This is a genomic window from Parasedimentitalea maritima (assembly GCF_005771405.1).
In the GTDB taxonomy this organism is placed as follows: domain Bacteria; phylum Pseudomonadota; class Alphaproteobacteria; order Rhodobacterales; family Rhodobacteraceae; genus Parasedimentitalea; species Parasedimentitalea maritima.
Window position 1 is genome coordinate 69,470 of the sequence record NZ_VAUA01000006.1, and the last position, 17,855, is coordinate 87,324.

Annotated in this window: 14 protein-coding genes; 3 read left to right on the forward strand and 11 right to left on the reverse strand. The window is 54.4% G+C overall.

Annotated features, from left to right (window positions below; translation table 11 throughout):
* Positions 1-2: 2 nt before the first annotated feature.
* A complete protein-coding gene (locus FEE96_RS12810; protein WP_246079436.1) occupies positions 3-1,490 on the reverse strand; it encodes a caspase family protein in 1,488 nt (495 codons plus the stop codon).
* Positions 1,491-1,679: 189 nt separating this feature from the next.
* On the opposite strand from FEE96_RS12810, the gene FEE96_RS12815 reads away from it, so the two are divergent.
* Positions 1,680-2,717 carry an OmpA family protein gene (locus tag FEE96_RS12815; RefSeq protein WP_138163489.1) on the forward strand — a complete coding sequence of 346 codons (1,038 nt, stop codon included), beginning with the start codon at positions 1,680-1,682 and terminating at the stop codon, positions 2,715-2,717.
* 27 nt (positions 2,718-2,744) lie between these two features.
* On the opposite strand, the gene FEE96_RS12820 is transcribed toward FEE96_RS12815, so the two are convergent.
* The 6 genes from FEE96_RS12820 to FEE96_RS12845 are packed head-to-tail and all read right to left on the reverse strand — an operon-like array spanning position 2,745 to position 8,748.
* Positions 2,745-3,380, reverse strand: coding sequence for a cysteine hydrolase family protein (locus tag FEE96_RS12820; protein ID WP_138163490.1), 636 nt, complete (start codon positions 3,378-3,380; stop codon positions 2,745-2,747).
* Positions 3,377-4,135: an N-formylglutamate amidohydrolase gene (locus FEE96_RS12825; protein WP_138163491.1), complete on the reverse strand. Its 759-nt coding sequence runs from the start codon at positions 4,133-4,135 to the stop codon at positions 3,377-3,379. The genes FEE96_RS12820 and FEE96_RS12825 overlap by 4 nt, the downstream gene beginning before the upstream one ends.
* Positions 4,136-4,158: 23 nt before the next feature.
* Entirely contained in the window at positions 4,159-5,052 is an 894-nt protein-coding gene (locus FEE96_RS12830; protein ID WP_138163492.1) for a branched-chain amino acid ABC transporter permease, read from the reverse strand.
* A gap of 3 nt (positions 5,053-5,055) precedes the next feature.
* Complete coding sequence (locus FEE96_RS12835) at positions 5,056-5,772, reverse strand: ABC transporter ATP-binding protein (RefSeq protein WP_138163493.1); 717 nt, start codon at positions 5,770-5,772, stop codon at positions 5,056-5,058.
* 10 nt (positions 5,773-5,782) lie between these two features.
* Positions 5,783-6,937 (reverse strand): ABC transporter substrate-binding protein, encoded by a 1,155-nt coding sequence (locus tag FEE96_RS12840; RefSeq protein ID WP_138163494.1) that lies wholly within the window; start codon positions 6,935-6,937, stop codon positions 5,783-5,785.
* 29 nt (positions 6,938-6,966) lie between these two features.
* The gene (locus tag FEE96_RS12845) at positions 6,967-8,748 is read right to left on the reverse strand and encodes a branched-chain amino acid ABC transporter ATP-binding protein/permease (protein WP_138163495.1); all 1,782 of its coding nucleotides are present in this window, start codon (positions 8,746-8,748) and stop codon (positions 6,967-6,969) included.
* Positions 8,749-8,864: 116 nt separating this feature from the next.
* Here FEE96_RS12845 and FEE96_RS12850 point away from each other — a divergent pair, with 116 nt between their 5' ends.
* A complete protein-coding gene (locus FEE96_RS12850) occupies positions 8,865-9,719 on the forward strand; it encodes a MurR/RpiR family transcriptional regulator (protein ID WP_138163496.1) in 855 nt (284 codons plus the stop codon).
* The gene (locus FEE96_RS12855; RefSeq protein WP_138163497.1) at positions 9,706-11,022 is read left to right on the forward strand and encodes a type I glutamate--ammonia ligase; all 1,317 of its coding nucleotides are present in this window, start codon (positions 9,706-9,708) and stop codon (positions 11,020-11,022) included. The genes FEE96_RS12850 and FEE96_RS12855 overlap by 14 nt, the downstream gene beginning before the upstream one ends.
* Positions 11,023-11,157: 135 nt before the next feature.
* Here the strand turns inward: FEE96_RS12855 and FEE96_RS12860 are convergent, their stop codons facing one another.
* Genes FEE96_RS12860 through nirB form a run of 4 tightly spaced genes read right to left on the reverse strand, consistent with a single transcriptional unit; the run spans position 11,158 to position 17,835 of the window.
* Positions 11,158-12,441: an MFS transporter gene (locus tag FEE96_RS12860; protein WP_138163498.1), complete on the reverse strand. Its 1,284-nt coding sequence runs from the start codon at positions 12,439-12,441 to the stop codon at positions 11,158-11,160.
* Positions 12,442-12,452: 11 nt separating this feature from the next.
* Positions 12,453-15,062 (reverse strand): nitrate reductase, encoded by a 2,610-nt coding sequence (locus FEE96_RS12865; RefSeq protein ID WP_138163499.1) that lies wholly within the window; start codon positions 15,060-15,062, stop codon positions 12,453-12,455.
* Positions 15,059-15,394: a nitrite reductase small subunit NirD gene (gene nirD / locus FEE96_RS12870; protein WP_138163500.1), complete on the reverse strand. Its 336-nt coding sequence runs from the start codon at positions 15,392-15,394 to the stop codon at positions 15,059-15,061. The genes FEE96_RS12865 and nirD overlap by 4 nt, the downstream gene beginning before the upstream one ends.
* Positions 15,391-17,835: a nitrite reductase large subunit NirB gene (gene nirB, locus FEE96_RS12875; RefSeq protein WP_138163501.1), complete on the reverse strand. Its 2,445-nt coding sequence runs from the start codon at positions 17,833-17,835 to the stop codon at positions 15,391-15,393. Before nirB ends, nirD begins: the two co-directional genes overlap by 4 nt.
* Positions 17,836-17,855 lie beyond the last annotated feature (20 nt).

Consider the following 17,855-nt stretch of genomic DNA (forward strand, 5'->3'; position numbering starts at 1 on the left):
ATTTATTGACAACCACCGGAAGCCCAGCTTTTCAGGGCGCGTTTCATGACACCCCCATATGGGTGTTGCTTCGTCAGAGACCGCTGCATGGTTAGATTGAGATAGGCATTTGCCTGGGTGCACAATCGTTCGCGGTTCCATTGATGGCAGTTGGAACAGGTCTGCCCCTTCCAGTATGCTTCGGGCAGTCCCTCAATGGGGGGAAATGCAGGCGAGCCTGTTATCAATTCTGCTAGCGATTTTCCAGACACAGGACCCAAATCAGACACCAGTGGGCTGGCAAAGGTAATTGGCCCCGCCTCAGGCGAATTGGGGGTCGATGTTGAGCTATCAAGCTCTTCAGCAACCTCCGTTTCGTCTTCGCCATCGGCCTCTGGGTCGGTACTGGTTCCGGCACTCAAAGAAATCACTTCGGCCCGAACCATTTCTGAGTAGGTCCCATTAGGATAGGCCTGAAGATACGCCTCATAGGCGGCTATGCTGCCATCCGCCTGGGCGGACTGGAACAGTTTGTTTTCTGCCTCGCCCGGTAGTGGCACAGGATCACTGGGTGGTGGCGCCAGTTCTTTTTCGATGATTTCAGCCAGCAACGTGCGTGCTTCATCCGCATACTCGCCATCAGGGTAACCGCGCAGATATAGGGTCAATTGCACCGGGTCACGCGTTGCTTGCACCGATTGCCACACCTGCAGCTCGCCTGCTGCGGCTGGCTTAGGGGGCTCAGGTTGATCGATAAACAAGAAATCACTCACGAGCGACGAGGCGTCCCAGGGCGTCTGCAATCCATTGCTTTCTTTCAAAACAGCCCGACGCACCTGTTTAAACAATTGTTCGACAGGCTGACCAGGCACAGATATTTGGTCCACCACAGCCCGGGTAAAGGGACTATTTCCTTCCAGACCGTCTAGCGCGACGCCCCCGGGGGCGGTTGCATAGGCCAGGAACGTACCCGTCGGCGCTTTCATCTCGGCCAGGCCGTTATCGTTCAGTTCGGGGATATCGCCAAACGGGTTGTTCCGGCAGGCATCCAGAATTACGATATTGGTGCGATTGCGCGCTGACGCCATCTGGCGCAAAACCGACTGGGCCTCAACTGCAACAAGATCGAGATCTGCAGCGTCTTCTAGTGCGACATCCACAGGCAACAGGTAGTTGTTGCCAAAGCTCTGCACGCCATGTCCGGCATAATAGAACAGCCCGGTAGCATCACTGCCAGCCTTACGCAGGGCGCGGCCAAACTGGGCAATGGCCCTTTTCATCTCTAGCTGGGTGGCGTCACTCAGCAATGTTACTTCGAAACCCACCTGCGCCAGCGCATCCGCCATCAGCTTGGCGTCATGCACCGGATTGTCCAGTGGTGAAACGGAACCATAAGCGGAGTTGCCAAAAATAAGAGCAAGCCGCTCTTCAGCATTGGCTTTGGTACCCCAAGCCAGCGGCAGTGCAGCAAACAGTGCCAACAGGCAAAGCATATAGAAAAATCGTTTCACGCTCACACTCCAACCCAGCAACTAACCAACTAGCCGCAATAGGCATAGCTTAGCAGAAAACCGTTAGCAAACTATCGCGATACTTGCCTAAAGGTGCAAGTTTCCTGTTAGTATGTGAAAACCACACGAAGTTTTTGCTTCGGCCTTAGCGCCAAAGTTCCGTTTAATTGTTTTGAAAGTGGCTTTGCTATGCGATTATTCCCTTCCCTGTCAGCGCTCTTACTGATGTGCCTACCCGGTTTTTTGTCGGCACAAAGCCCATTTGAAAACGGGTGGCAACTGGATCAGGTGGCGTCGAACATTACCTACATGTCGATTAAGAAAGGCCACATTGCTGAAACCAACAGTTTTGCCACAGTGAATGGTCAGATCAGCGAAGATGGCACTGCAGTGCTAACCATTGCATTGGATTCAGTCGATACCGCAGTCGATTTGCGCAACGTGCGAATGCGGTTCTTGTTTTTTGAAACATTCCTGCACCCTCAAGCTGTCATTACAACGCATCTGGACGCCGCAGATTTGGCAGACTTACCAAATCTGCGTCGCAAAGAGGTGACATTACCATTTTCGCTTTCTTTGCACGGCGTAAAGGCCGAGCTAAGCGCACCAGTCATCATTTCGCTAATAAGCAATGACCGGATCAATGTTGCGACCGTCAAACCAATTCCAATTCTGATGAAAGACTTCGGTCTCGAGGCTGGACGGGCCAAGCTGGAAGAGGCCGCTGGCGTGACCATCACCCCTCTGGCTATTGTTAGTCTGAATTTGACCTTTGACCGGACCACCCCTGGCACAGCCTTGCCTCAACCAACGCCTGTAGTTGCCGCTTCGGCCGCCTTAGAGACCGAAGGTAACTTTGACAGGGCCGCCTGTGTCGGTCGGTTCGAAATCTTGTCGAAAACTGGCAGCATTAATTTTGCCCCTGCCGGGTCACGGCTAGATCCAAGCTCTACTGCCCTGCTAGATACACTGTATGATGTCGTTAGCCGGTGTCCTGACCTCGTAATTGAAATTGGGGGCCATACCGACAGTCTCGGAAAAGCATCTCAAAACGTCCGGCTAAGTGAGCGGCGTGCAGACGCGGTGTCCGAATATCTGCACGAAAAGGGAATACCTGAGACCCGTATGAAAGTGACCGGGTATGGTGAGACACAGCCTCTGGTTCCGAACAACACAGCACAAAACCGGGCTAAAAATCGGCGGATCGAGTTCTTGGTCGTAAACTAGCGCGCGAATCTACGAGAATTGTGACGGTCAGCGAAGCTCGCTGACCAGTTCATCCGTCGTTACTTGTCGACAATACCCCTTAATCGTTCTCAGCGAATGATCATGCCGGTCCTGACTATATGTCATGCAGGCATCGGTTACCTGAGTGACAAGATATCCCAGGTCGCAGGCGTCCCGGATCGCGCCCTCTACACATTGGTCGGTAATAATTCCGCTGATCACCAGTTGCTTAACGCCAAGATTGCGCAAAACATAATCAATATGTGTGGAAACAAAGACCGAAGAGGACGACTTGGGGAAGACAATCTCATCATCGCCCGGTGCCAACTCGTCGATCATTTTGCCGTCCCAGGATCCCTTGGGGACATTGAAACCGGTGATCTTATAATCAAGACTGCGATCCCGGCCATCTTTGGTCAGACTTTCAATTGTGGTGTAAAGCACCTCGCCACCCGCCTTGCGAAACGCTGCCTGAAGCCTTTGCATATTCGGGACAATTGTTGATTTCATCTGCCCAAAGAACCAGCCATATTTGTCGTCGAACTCCGCATCACTTAGACCGGCAAACTCAGCGCCTTTGCGATGGGCTGCAAAGTTCTGCACGTCGATGAACAGCATCGCAGATTGGTCAAGTTGGAGCGGCACATTGCGGGTCAGGGTCATGAGTGGTCTTTCCTAAGTGAACGGGTGATTGCACAGGCGAGCCAGTCAGCCCATTTTTGTTGCCCGTCAGCTGTGGCGATCAGATCATTGCATATTTCAATAAGGCTGTGAGGAAGCCCACTTGCCTCTCCATGCATCGGCACAAACCAATCAAACTCGTCATCTATTTGATAGGGCTGATTTAAACCGATCTTTTCTGGAGCAACAAATGCGCCAAATTCTACGGCAAGGTCTTGCGATGTTTTGCTATGCTTACGGTACAAAAATCCAACATCCCAGGGTCGTTTATAGCCAGCCATGGTGCGGGTATAGCTATGGATGGACAGAACCATCGCGCAAGAAGGTCGTCTGATCTGTGTACTGACCGCGTCCTGAAACGGGGTGAAAACCTCTGCAATCCGGGACTGTCTCTGCGGCGGCGACAGGTCATTGTTCGCAGGCACCAATATCCCGTCGCTGATTGGTGGCATAGCGTTTTCACTGTGGGGGGGCCGATTGCAGTCGACAACCAACCGGCTGTAACGTTGCAGGATCAGCGGCGCGTTGAGTTGGGCTGCAACAAGACGGGCAACCTTTTCAGCTCCGATGTCCCAAGCGATATGCGCCTGCAAATCCTCGGGGGACAAACCCAAATCTCCCAAGGCCGCTGGGATTGCCCGTCCGGCATGTTCGCAAACCAGAACAACAGGAAAGATGCTGTCACCGTTGAGGACTTCAACCGGCCCTACTTCGCCCTTGCCAAGCAGAGCCTCCATAGGGGCTACATTGGGACCACAACTCATACTTTTTCGGCTTTCAATGTCGCTGACGGGATCAAGCCGTTAGGTCGGATCAGCAGAACCAAAACAACAATGCCAAGCCCGATCGGATCACGGAACTCCTGCATTTCAGGAGGCAGGAATGCGGCAAGGTAGATTTCAATGAACCCCAGCAGAAAGCCACCTGCGACAGCGCCGCGCAGGCTTCCCAAACCGCCAAGAATGGCTGCGATAAAGGCCTTCAATACGGGCATAAAGCCCATGAGCGGATCAACCGAAGCCCGTTGTGAAACCCAGAGCACGGCTGCGACGCCGGCCAGCAAGCCTGACAGGGCAAAAGCCCCGGCAATCACCGTATTGGCGCGAATGCCCATCAGTCGAGCAACTGCGAAATCTTCAGCGGCGGCCCGCATCGCAACACCGGTTTTCTGATGCTTCATGAACCAGTCCAGAAAGACCAGCATGACAATTGTAGACGCAATCGCGGCCAGTTTGTTTACACCGATCACCAGCCCAAACACACGAACGCTATCAGACAGTAAAGCGGGTAGAAGAACCGGTTGTGAGCGAGCTGAAATCAGGTTTTGGAACAGTACCTGCAGGATCATGGCCACCGCAAAGCTGGTCACCAGCATCGTAGCACCAGATCCGTTGCGAACCGGACGAAAGGCGATCCGCTCCATTGCAACAGCGGCCAGGACTGAGGCCGTAATTGCCAACGGAACTGCGATGACGAAGGGCACACTGGCAATACCACAGTACATCAGTACATAGCCGGCAATGGTCATCAACTCACCGTGGGCAAAGTTGATCAAGCCCATGATCGAAAATACCACAGCCAGCCCCAGCGCCAGTAGGGCATATGTCCCACCCAAGGCCAGTGCATTTGCCGTCTGTTGAAGGAAAAGTTCCATGTCTCAGTTCGCTCCCAGATAGGCGTCTTGCATGCTGCTGCTTTGAGTTAGCTCACTGGTCTTGCCTGCTTCGACAATTTCACCACTGACCAATATGTATCCACGGTCGGCAACCTGCAGAGTTTTGGCGACGTTCTGTTCGACCACCAACAAGGTCACACCTTGATCCCTAAGTTTGGCAATGAGCTCGAAGATCTGATCCATGATCAGCGGCGCCAACCCCAGCGAGGGTTCATCCAACAACAACAGCCGCGGGTTCGACATTAAGGCGCGGCCAACCGCAAGCATCTGCTGCTGACCACCGGACAGCGTCCCAGCATATTGATCTTTGCGTTCTTTCAGGATTGGAAACAGATCGTAAACCCTCTCCCAAGCCTCAGCTATCTCGTCTTTATCTGTTAGGCCAAACGCCCCCATGCGCAGGTTGTCTGAAACACTGAGTGTCCCAAACACGCGACGCCCTTCAGGTGACAGTGTCAGGCCCGAAGGGGCAAGCCCTTCTGGTGCGGCCCCGGTGATGTCCTTGCCATCAAACATGACCTGACCGGATGCTGTTGGAACCAATCCAACAATGGCATTTAGAATAGACGATTTTCCGGCCCCGTTAGCGCCCAGCAAGGCGACGATCTCGCCTTGCTGAATTTCAAAACTTACACCACGCACCGCTTCTACTGCGCCGTATCTGACTTGGAGTCCCTGTGCTGATAGAAGGGGTGCCATGGCTGTTTCCTTACTGCATACGTGGTGCGGGGATCATCGCCGCATCCGGGCTGGGGGAGCCAAGGTATTCACGCTCTCCACCCTTTACCTGGATCAGCGCCACCTGACGCACTGGCATACCATTGGTGCCTTTGTAGGTGATTGTGCTGGTCGCACCCTGAATACCTTCAAGATTTGCAATCGCATCGCGAATTTTTTGAGGGTCAGTTGAACCCTCAGTGACAAGAACCGCAGCTTCAACAACCTTGATCAGGTCATAACCAACTGCGTTGAATACAGTTTCGGATTTGTTGCCTGTTGCCGCTTCAAACTTGGTGTTGAACTCGGCCAGTGGATTGCCATCCAGCGCATGGCCAGCCGTGGTAAAGACCACACCTTCGCCCGCATCACCCAGCGAGAATGTTGTCGGGCTGTCGATGCCGTCTGAGCCGATGATCTGGCTAGTAACACCAGCGGCCCGCAGCGCCTTGAGCATGGATGGGAAGTCGGGCTCATATGCTGAGGTCATGATCACATCGGGCTGATCTTCCAAAGATGCTATTCTGGTGGCAATCGCTGAAAAGTCCTGCTGGCCGATAGAGTGAGTATCTTGCCCCAAAACTGTGCCGCCAGATTTCTCAAAGACTTCTGCAAAATACAGCGGCATGGTCGTGTACTGGCTGTCAGGCGAATAGATGATGTAAGTGCTGTCATGGCCTTGCTCACGCGCCCAAGCGGCCGAAACCGTTGCCTGCACGTTGTCACCCGGGAAGTTGGCAAACATGTAATCACCGCCAATCATCGGCAGCGTCGGCGATGAGGCACAAGTTGAAATCGCCGGGATCTGGGCGGAGGACACGATGCCAATTGCCGCTAGGGATGGGTCCGCGTCACAGGGCAGCACCAGCACCGAAACGCCCGCATCTACCAGTTCCTGTGCCGCAATAGAGGTTTGCGCAGCGTCAGAGCGGACGTCTTTTTCGATCAGCTCGATCATGGTTGTTCCGCCAATACCACCGGCGGCATTAATCTCGTCCACTGCGATGTGGACACCGTCGATCACCGGTGAATCATAGGTCGCAAGACCACCCGTTTGCGCGGTCGCCAGACCTACACGCAGGGTGTCAGCCATGGCCGGTGCTGCCAGCAGCGCGCCTATGGCGGTCAATGTCAAAAATCGTTTCATCTTAATCTCCCATTGGTCGGTTGGTTGGGTCACGAATGACCTAGATAGGCTTCTATAACGGCCGGGTTTTTTCGAATTTCAGCAGGTGTTCCCTGGGCAATCAGCATGCCCTCATTCAAGACGATAATGCGGTCACATAGCTGGTTGATCAGTTTCAAATCATGGTCGACAATCAAAACACCCAGACCCAGCTCACCGGTGAGGTTTTGCAGGGTCTTCATCAGGTCGTCGGTCTCTTCGCGGTTCATGCCTGCGGCTGGTTCATCCAAAAACACCAGTGAAGGTTCGCAGGCCAATGCCCGGGCAATTTCAACCCGTCGCTGATCGCCGTAAGACAGAGTGTTGGCGTCGTTTTCTGCAAATTGTGCAACACCCATTGCAACAATCGCAGCCTCACAGCGTTCGGTTGCGCGTTTGCCGTCAAGGGTCGACAGCGCCGCCGTCAGCACATTTTGATAGACAGTCAGTTCATTGAACAAGCGAATGTTCTGAAATGTTCGGGCTATGCCATGGTTGGCAACATCATGTGGCGCTGCGTTGGTTAGAACCATGTCCCCTCGCTGAACGCTGCCATCGGTTGGGGTTAACACCCCCGACAGCATATTCAGTAATGTTGTTTTACCGGATCCGTTTGGCCCAATCAGTCCAACAATTTCGCCAGGCTTAACCTCAATCGACACATCGTTGACTGCGACCAGCCCCCCAAAACGCATTGTCAGATTATCCCCTGTTAGCGGTGTGGGATCTGCGGCGGCAACGGACACATGTGTGTCTCTGGTTTTGGATTTAATACTGTGTCCAGACAGAAAGCGCTCTTCCAGCTCTTTCAGCCCGGCAAGCCCCTCGGGTTTTCGGAACATCGCAAACAGAATGATCAGGCCGATACCAATTTGAGTTGTCCCAAAGACAGCCGGGATTTCCATACCCGCGACGGAAAACCCACCTTCAAACCGGCGCAGAACTTCGGTCACGATGGTGATCGTCAGCGCCCCGGTGACCGCCCCCGTTACGGTGGTCATGCCGCCTACGATGAGCATCGCCAGCAAAAGAAACGTGTCAGTGAAATAAAATTTCTTGGGGCTGAACGCGCCTAGAAAATGCGCCATCAAAGCCCCGGATAGCGCCATGATGGCAGCACTCAGAACCCAAGCGATCAGACGTTCGCGACGGATATGTACACCAACCGCACTTGCAGCAATGGCATTTTCACGCCCTGCCCGCAGCCTAAGCCCGGAAACAGAATCTCGATATAGCCGCGCCACAATTAGCGCGAGAATACAGAAAATCGCTGCCGACCAGAGCGTGGTGTCGCGTGGCACCCCAAAAAACGACTGAGATCCACGCGTTACATCCCGCCAGCCGATGGTAATCCCATGCACAATAATTAGCAGCCCAAGCGTCGCAATTGTCGCGGCCGATCCTTCAAGCCGGTTCAGAGCGAGCCCAATTATGAGGGCAACAAAGGAGGTGAACACTATGGCCACAGCGACAGCCGTAAGCAGCCCGGTCTCCGTCCCTGCCAGCCATTCAGGCAATTTGGGCAGGGTTGCGACCTTCATTTGCACAGGTAGCGTCAACAGCGCCGAGGCATAAGCGCCAATACCCATAAACGACAGATGTCCAAAGCTCAGAATGCCGCTATTGCCAGAATAAACACCCATGCCCACAACCGCGATCAAGGATATAAAGAAAACCGTCAGAATACGCTCACTTGCTGAACCAAGTGCGCTTGCAACCAAAGCTGACCCAATGCAAAGGGCAACAATGCCAAGGATAGAGACGACTATGTGTTTCGGCGGTGACGTTATCATCAAGAATCCCACTTTCTGGATGCGCCCAGCATTGATGAATTATTTTCATAGTCAATATTTTTTTCATTATTGACAAAAAACTTTCAACACGGCCAAATGATGGATAAGGAGAGATCATGGACGTCAAAACCCGCCTCGAAAACATGTCACCCGAATTCACGGCAACAGAACGGCGCCTGAGCGCGCTGTTGCTGATGGACTATCCATTTGCTGGATTGCTCCCGATTCAGGAGCTGGCTTCAAACACCAAGACCTCTCCTCCGACAGTGTCGCGGTTTGTCTCCAAGTTGGGTTTTTCGGGGTTTCAAGAATTCCAACGTCAACTCATTGAAGAGTTGAAAGAGGGGCAGCGTTCTCCAGTTGATCTACAGAAAACCAGCGCCCCGGTGCAGGGCGCCTTTCTGGCTGGGTTTCTTGATCGCGCAGAAGACATTTTGGAAACAACAAAGGCTTCGGTCACAGAAGTTCAGTTTGAAAAGGTCTGTGGCCTACTCAGCGATCCAAAGCGCAGCATCTACGTTATTGGCGGGCGGATGAGCGACACGATAGCGTCGTACATTTCCCGCCATCTACGCCAAGTCCGTGTCAAAGTTTTCCAGCTCCCACCTGACCCCGAAGTCTGGCCGGAATATCTGCTGCGAATGCGCCCACGCGATATCCTGTTGGTGGTCGACTTTCGCCGCTATCAGGTCAGCCTCGCGAAGCTTGCAAACAAAGCCCATCGTGAGCGACATGCGCAAATCGTGTTGATGACTGACCCATGGATGTCGCCAGTTGCAAAAAATGCCAGCGAAGTTTTGACTGTGCCCATTGATAGCGGAACGCTCTGGGACAGTTACACTGGTGCGTTGGCGTTGATGGAGGCGATTGTCACGCGGGTCGCTGAAAACAACTGGGATCAAACAAAGGGGCGCATCGAAGCATGGGACGCCTCTCGAATTGAGTTTGGAGAGACCAATGAAGAAAACTGACCCGCTTGTATTCGCTGCGACATCTGACCTTGCTGGCATCACCCGAGGCAAGGCCTTTCCCCTGTCCAAGCTGGACAGCCGCATGAAAAAGGGCGTTGGTTGGACCCCAACAAACGTCATGATCACCTGCTTCGATCACATCGCTCCCAGTCCGTTTGGCTCATTAGGGGATCTGCTGTTAGTCCCCGACGCCACTACCGCCGTGGATCTGGAATTTGACGATAACGCGCCGGTTGAGCGTTTTGTTCTGGGGGACATCACCGATCTGGCTGGCGCCCCTTGGGATCTCTGTACGCGCTCACTGCTCAAGGCGGCACTGGACCGGTTGCAACAGGTTGGCGGCGTCAGCCTGCTTGGCGCCTTTGAACATGAGTTTCAATTCCACGGCGATGTGCCACCCGGTCCGCAAGGATATTCCCTCAACGGGTTTTCCCAACGTCGGGCCTTTGGTGAGACACTGATGTCCGGTCTTGATCAGGGTGGCTTGGAGAATGATACTTTCATGAAGGAATACGGCGCCAACCAGTACGAAGTCACCAACGGGCCATCTAAAGGGGTGCGTGTTGCGGATGATGCAGTCATCCTGCGCGAAGTAACCCGGATGACCGCTCGCCACCATAACGAAAGCGTCACCTTCACGCCCATCCGTGATCCAGCCGGTGTGGGCAACGGTGTACATATTCACATGAGCTTTCTTGATGGCAACGGTGCGCCCGCCACATGGGACGCCGACGGTCCGTCAGGCATGTCTGCGGTGTCAGCCTCTTTTGTTGCAGGGATCTTGAAATATCTCGACAGTATCATTGCGCTAACCGCACCTTCAGCTGTGTCTTACCTGCGCCTGACGCCGCATCGCTGGAGCGCAGCCTACAACAACCTCGGGTTTCGCGATCGCGAAGCCTCGGTTCGCATTTGCCCGGTCACCTCTGATGATCCGGAAAAAATTGCACGTCAGTATAACTTTGAATATCGCGCAGCAGATGCAGCAGCCTCACCTTATCTGGCTCTTGCCGCAATTATTCATGCCGGCTGCCAAGGGATCGAAGACAACCTGCCCGCCCCTTCTGTTACCCAGGAGGATCTATCTCTGCTGTCCGCCAGTACGCTCGCGACCAAAGGATACGTTCGCCTGCCGCAATCGTTGGAAGAGGCGCTGGAACGTTTTGAAGGCAACGAAACGGTCTGCGGCTGGTTCCCCACGGAGTTTGCGCCAGTTTATGTGGCCCACAAAAAGGGTGAATTGAGCGTAGTTGCAAATATGGATGAGGCTGAGCGCTGCGCGGCTTATGAGGCCGTATACTGACCAGACGACAGGATGTTTTCGATCTTTCAGCCCATTCGGTCGTTGAAACCGTTGTGAAAGTACCGATCAGGTGGCCAATCTTGGCGCATTGGCCGCCCCTAACCTAGCCATCTATGATCGTTCAGTCCCATAACCTCAGGTATAGGTCTCAATTGTAAGATCCGGATTCTGTTTGCGCTCGATATTGCGGATCGCGAAGTGCATCCACAATGTGGAAACTGCTACCAATACAAACAACAACATAAAGGGGGCGGTCCAGATCCCGGTAACGTCCAGCAATATACCAAATGCGATGGGCAGGATGAAGCCGCCAAGCCCCCCAATCATCCCCACCAAACCGCCAACCGATCCAACATGATTTGGGTAATAATGCGGAATGTGCTTGTAAACTGCCGCTTTGCCAAGGCTCATCACAAAACCCAGAACGATGCTGAGCGTGACAAACAAGCTGAGCGACACGCTGATGTCAAATTCGATCACACCATCGATACCCTGCACGATGTAGTGACTGTCGGGATAGGACATTAGAAACAACACCAGAAGCGACACAATAAAGGTCATGTAGATGACAAAGCGCGCGCCCCACTTGTCCGACATCCAACCGCCGACAGCGCGAAAAATTGATCCGGGCAACGAATAAAGTCCGGCCAGAATCCCAGCCGTGGTTAGCTCCAGCCCATAAGCGCCGACATAGTAGCGCGGCAGGAAAGACGCGAGCGCCACAAATGCACCAAAAACAAAGAAATAGTAGATTGAAAACCGCCAGACTTGCAGATTCTTCAGCGGCGCAAGTTGCGCAGCGACCGAAACGTGGACCTCACCCGACGCCTGACGTCGCTGGTGCTCAGGGTCCGGTTTGGCGAGGATATAGAACACCACGGCCGTGATCGCCAAGACCACCGCATAGACCTCCGCAGTGGCCTCCCACCCTAAAGCTACAACCAAAAACGGCGCAGCAAAATTGGTGACCGCGGCGCCCACATTGCCAACTCCAAAAACCCCCAGTGCGGTGCCCTGGTTTTTGTTCTCAAACCAGCGCGACACATAGGCGACGCCAATAATAAACGATCCGCCAGCCAGACCTAACCCAAGCGCAACCACCAGGAACATTTCGTAAGTCTCGACAAATGTCATCATCCAAACCGCTGCCGCAGTGATCATCATTTGCAGCGGAAACACGATTCGGCCACCAAATCGTTCTGTCCAAATACCCAGAAAAATCCGGCTGATCGACCCCGTTAAAACCGGCGTTGCAACAAGTAGGCCAAATTGGGTGTCCGTCAGGCCCAGATCCTGTTTGATCTGGATGCCGATGATCGAAAAAATAGTCCAAACCGCAAAACACACGGTAAAGGCAAAGGTGCTCAACCCCAAAGCCCGGTGCTGATCTGCGCGTACAAAGCTATCTGTGTGTTGCATCGGTTCTGCCCTTATTCTGCTGCTGCTAAAACTGGCGCGGCGTTGATCATCATCTGCAATTCCGACTTGCAAGAGCCGCAATTTGTGCCCGCAGCGGTACAATTTCCTACGTCAACCAGGGTCGCTGCCCCTTGATGAATTGCCGCACGGATGGTGTTGGAGCCAACGTTGAAACAGGCGCAGACCAAATGCCCAGGATCGGGTTGGCCTATGGGCGGCAGCCCTGCCAATGCCGTCAACGCTTGCGCATTGCTGCCGACCTGTGAAGCCGCTCGCTGGCGATCTATGGTTATAGGTGTGCGTGCGACGAAAAACAGGCCCGTCAATCTCGCCCCCTCGTGGATGGCAACGCGTATGATGCCTTTTGCACTGTCGCGCACTTGGCTGATGCTGCCAGTTTTTAGGTTTAGAACCTTACGGGCCAGTTGCTCCCAACTGGTTGGGACATCTATCCCTGCAATCTCGCAACTCCAGCCACTTTCTGTACGGGCCACGGCACTGTAAGCGGATTGAGGCAATATCTGCGCAACTGAAACGGCAAACCCGTACCAAAGCGCATCAAACCGGCGCAACTTAACCTGGCCTCCCTTTAGGGCTGGTTGGCCAGAAAACGGGTCTAACACAGACGTAATAGCAACATTTACTCGTCCAAAAGCAGAGTTGGCACCGCTCCAGTGCATCGGGGTAAAAACTGTATTTCGTGCAGTTCGATCTGTGATCCTTGCCCGTACCACTGCCCGTCCTGTTGCTGACTTGATCTCGAGCAATTCATCCGAACGCAGACCTAGTTCATCCGCGTCTTTGGGATGAATTTCGGCAAAGGGTTCGCTCTGATGTTGGCTTAGACGTGGTGACTTCCCACTACGGGTCATCATGTGCCACTGGTCCCGGATACGTCCGGTATTCAAGCGAAAGGTATTGCCGTGCTGTAGAATGTCAGGGGTAGCTTTGATTGGCACCATGCGCGCCCGTTTATCCGAATGAAAAAAGCCACCTGCCCCAAAGAAACGATCAGCACCCGGGCTTTCACTGGGTATCGGCCACTGAACGGGCTGGAAATCGGCATAGTTGGCATCACTGATCCCTGACAGCCCGCTGATGTCAAAATCACACCCCAAGGCAGCGGCCTGCCACGACAGAGCTGCGTACTCCCTGAAAATCTCGGCTGGCGAGTGGTACGAAAACGCCTCCGCCCATCCCATACGCCGCGCCACACCACAGATGATTTGCCAATCTGGCCGGGTCTCTCCAGGTGCGGGCAGAAATGCACGTTGTTGACTAATGCGGCGTTCCGAATTGGTGACGGTTCCGGTCTTTTCGCCCCATGCCGTGGCGGGCAACTGAACATCTGTCATCACGCTGGTGTCGGTGTGTTCCACAACTTCGGATATGACACTGAAATCGACGGTCTTGATGGCTTGGCTAACGGCATCCGCATCCGGCATAGACACCGCCGGGTTTGTGCCCATGATCCAGAGCGCCTTGATCTGGCCGGAGGCACAGGCACGAAACAGATCCACTGCTTTCAAACCGGGCTTGGTGCAGATCGTCGGTGACCGCCACGCCTCTTGTACGGCCTTGCGGTGGTCGGCATTTTCTATATCCAAATGGCAGGCCAGCATGTTTGCCAACCCTCCGACCTCACGCCCTCCCATCGCATTGGGTTGCCCCGTCACCGAGAGCGGTCCCATGCCAGTGCGGCCAATACGGCCCGTTGCCAGATGACAATTGAGAATGGCGTTTACCTTGTCGGTACCCCCGACAGATTGGTTTACCCCTTGGGAAAAGACAGTCACCACCTTTTCCGAACCGATCCACAGATCCTGGAACAGTTGCAGCTCATCTGCACTCAGCCCTGTATCCTCAGGGTCTGTTGCCTGTGCGGCACTTAGGGTTTGTTCGAAGCCATTGACATGAAAGTCGACATAGTTTTGATCCACCCTGCCCTGCCGAGCGATTTCCGCCAACAGGCTGTTAAACAACGCAGCGTCGCCATCGGGACTGATGGACAGATGCAGATCAGAACCATCCGTTGTGGCGGTGCGACGCGGGTCAATAGTGATGATTTTCATCTCCGGGCGTTCGGCCTTGGCAGCCTGAATGCGCTGGAATAATACCGGATGACACCAGGCCAGGTTGGATCCTACCAGCACAATCACATCCGCCAGATCAAGGTCTTCATAGTTGCCCGGCACCGTATCGTTGCCAAAGGCGCGTTTATGCCCGGCGACGGTTGACGCCATGCAAAGCCTTGAATTGGTGTCGATATTGGCCGACCCGATGAAGCCCTTCATCAGCTTATTGGCAACGTAATAGTCTTCGCTTAGCAGCTGCCCAGACACATAAAAGGCCACACTGTCAGGCCCATGATCGCGGATGGCCGCGCTGAATTTACCGGCCACCAGATCCAATGCACTGTCCCAATCCGTGGGAGCACCATTCACCTGAGGCGACAAAAGCCGCCCTTCTAGCCCCAGCGTTTCCCCCAACGCCGCACCCTTGGAACAAAGGCGGCCAAAATTTGACGGATGATCCGGATCACCCTTTATGCTACCGTCACCTGACGCCAGCAACCCGCAGCCAACACCGCAATAGGGACATGTGGTGCACACAGGTTTCATGCGGCCGACCGCGCAGCCAGACGGCTCGCATCCAGCATGATCCGCCCGTTCAAAACTTGAATGTCAAAGGTTGCGACTTGGCCAACATCCTCGCCCTGTGCCATCCCCGTTTCCAAGTCAAACACCCAGTTGTGCAGCGGGCAAGTGACGGATGCACCATGGACAATGCCCTCTGACAACGGCCCTTGTTTATGCGGACATGTATCGTCGATGGCATAAACGCGGTCATCGTCAGTGCGGAAAATCGCAACACAGCCTAGGGCAGTTTTGACCACGCGCGCCCCGCGTTTGGGGATGTCGCTCAAATCGGCAATATCAATCCAGGTTCTCATTCTGCGGCCTCCAAAGTCAGATCAGCCAGCGCCGACCATTTGTCGCGCTGAAAAGCTGGGGTTGCCTGTTCGGCCCAGGGGTCTTTGCGATAAACCGACTGGGAAAGCTCGAACCGATCACACAGGGCGGCGCGCTCGGCCAGATCCTCCACCACCCGCTCCTTGACCCAGTCGAGCCCAACCTTGGCGACCCATTTGTAAGCCCGGTCCAGATAGCGCGCATGTTCGCGGTACAGCTGGATAAAGGCCGCTGTCAGCTCAATTGCCTCTTGCTCGGTGGCAACCTTAGCCAGCGCCTCAGTCTGTTTCAGCTCCATTCCAGCGGCGCCACCGACACTGATCTCAAAGCCGCTTTCGACACAGATGATTCCAAGATCCTTACACGTCGCCTCGGCGCAGTTGCGTGGGCAGCCAGACACCGCCAGTTTGACCTTATGCGGTGTCCAGCTGCCCCAAAGCAGCTTTTCCAATTTGATCCCCAACCCGGTGCTGTCCTGGGTTCCAAAGCGACAAAAATCAGTGCCCACGCAGGTTTTGACCGTGCGCAGACCCTTGGAATACGCGTGGCCAGAGACCATCCCGGCCTCATTGAGGTCTGCCCACATATGCGGCAGGTCCTCCTTTTTTACCCCAAGCAGGTCGATCCGCTGACCGCCGGTCACTTTAACGGCAGGAACATCATATTTGTCGGCCGCATCAGCAATTGCGCGCAGCTCATCCGGGGTGGTCATACCTCCCCACATCCTAGGCAACACCGAATAGGTGCCATCTTTCTGGATGTTGGCGTGGTTGCGTTCATTCACAAAGCGGCTTTGCGCGTCATCGGCATAATCCAGCGGCCATTCGGCCAGCAGATAAAAATTCAGCGCCGGACGGCAGCTATGGCAGCCACACGAGGTCTTCCAACCGCATTCCTGCATTACCGCTGGCATGGTTTTCAGCCTCTGGCTTTTGATCATGCGGCGCAGGTCTTCATGGGTCATATCGGTGCAGCCGCAGATAGGCTGTGCAGTTGGGATGACAAATGTATCGCCCAACGTGCTGGCCAAAACCTTCTCGACCAACCCGGTGCAACTGCCACAAGAGGCAGAAGCCTTAGTAGTCGCCTTGAGCGCGGCGAGATCGGTTGCACCTTTTCCAATGGCCGTAACAATTGCACCCTTGCAAACGCCGTTGCAGCCACAGATTTCAGCGTCATCAGGCAGCGCTGCGATGGTTGCCAAAGGGTCCGTTGGCGCCCCCACCGGAAAAGCCGGGCCAAAAATCAGCGTGTCGCGAATGTCGCTGATGTCCTCTCCGCTTTTCAACTTGGAAAATAACCAGCTGCTGTCGGCGGTGTCGCCATACATCACTGTGCCGATGATCTGATTGTCGCGCAGAATAATGCGTTTGTAGATGCCGCGCCCCGGATCACGGAACACAATTTCTTCGCGCTCTGGCCCCTCGGCAAAATCACCAACTGAAAACAGATCTACGCCAGTGACCTTAAGCTTGGTCGATACCGCCGGAGCGATAAATCCAGCAGGCCGGCCCATCAATGTCTGCGCCAGCACCTTGGCCATATCAAACAACGGCGCAACCAAGCCATAAACCGTACGATCATGTTCGACGCATTCACCGAGCGCAAATACATCCGGGTCCGAAGTCAGCAAAGTGTCATCCACAACAATGCCGCGCTCGACATGCAAACCAGCGTCATTGGCCAACCGAACTTCGGGGCGGATGCCAGCCGCCATCACCACCAGATCTGCACCATGCACTGTACCATCTTCCATCAGCACAGCCTCAACCTGATCTGTACCCAGAATGGCTTTGGTGTGGGCCTTGCAGACCACCTGAATTCCGCGGCTTTGCAATTCCTGCTGCAGTAAGTACCCAGCTGCCGGATCCAATTGACGATCCATCAAGTGACCCATCAGATGTAGCACTGTGACCTGCATGCCCCGTTCATTCAGAGCCGCTGCCGCTTCCAGACCCAGCAGCCCACCGCCAATCACTACCGCCTTTCCAGCGGGTGTTTGCGCCGCTGTTAGCATTGCAGTGACGTCGTCCAGATCGCGAAACCCCACCACCCCCGGCAGATCATTCCCAGCCACCGGAATAAAGAAAGACGCTGATCCGGTCGCAATCACCAGTTTATCGTAAGACGTAACACCGTTGGCGCTGAACACTTGTTTTCGAGCCCGGTCAATTTTGACCACCGCCTCGCCAAAACGACAATTGACGTTGTGGCCGCGATACCACTTGGCGTCATGGGTAACGATGTCATCATAACATTTCTCACCGGCCAGAACCGGCGACAGCATGATACGGTTATAGTTTCCCCGCGGTTCGGCCCCAAACAGGGTGACGTCATAAGTGTCAGGAGCAAGTTCAAACAGCTCCTCTAACATCCGCCCCGAGGCCATGCCTGCGCCAATGATGACAAGTTTCTGAGTCATGTTGCGATCTCCTGTGCGGG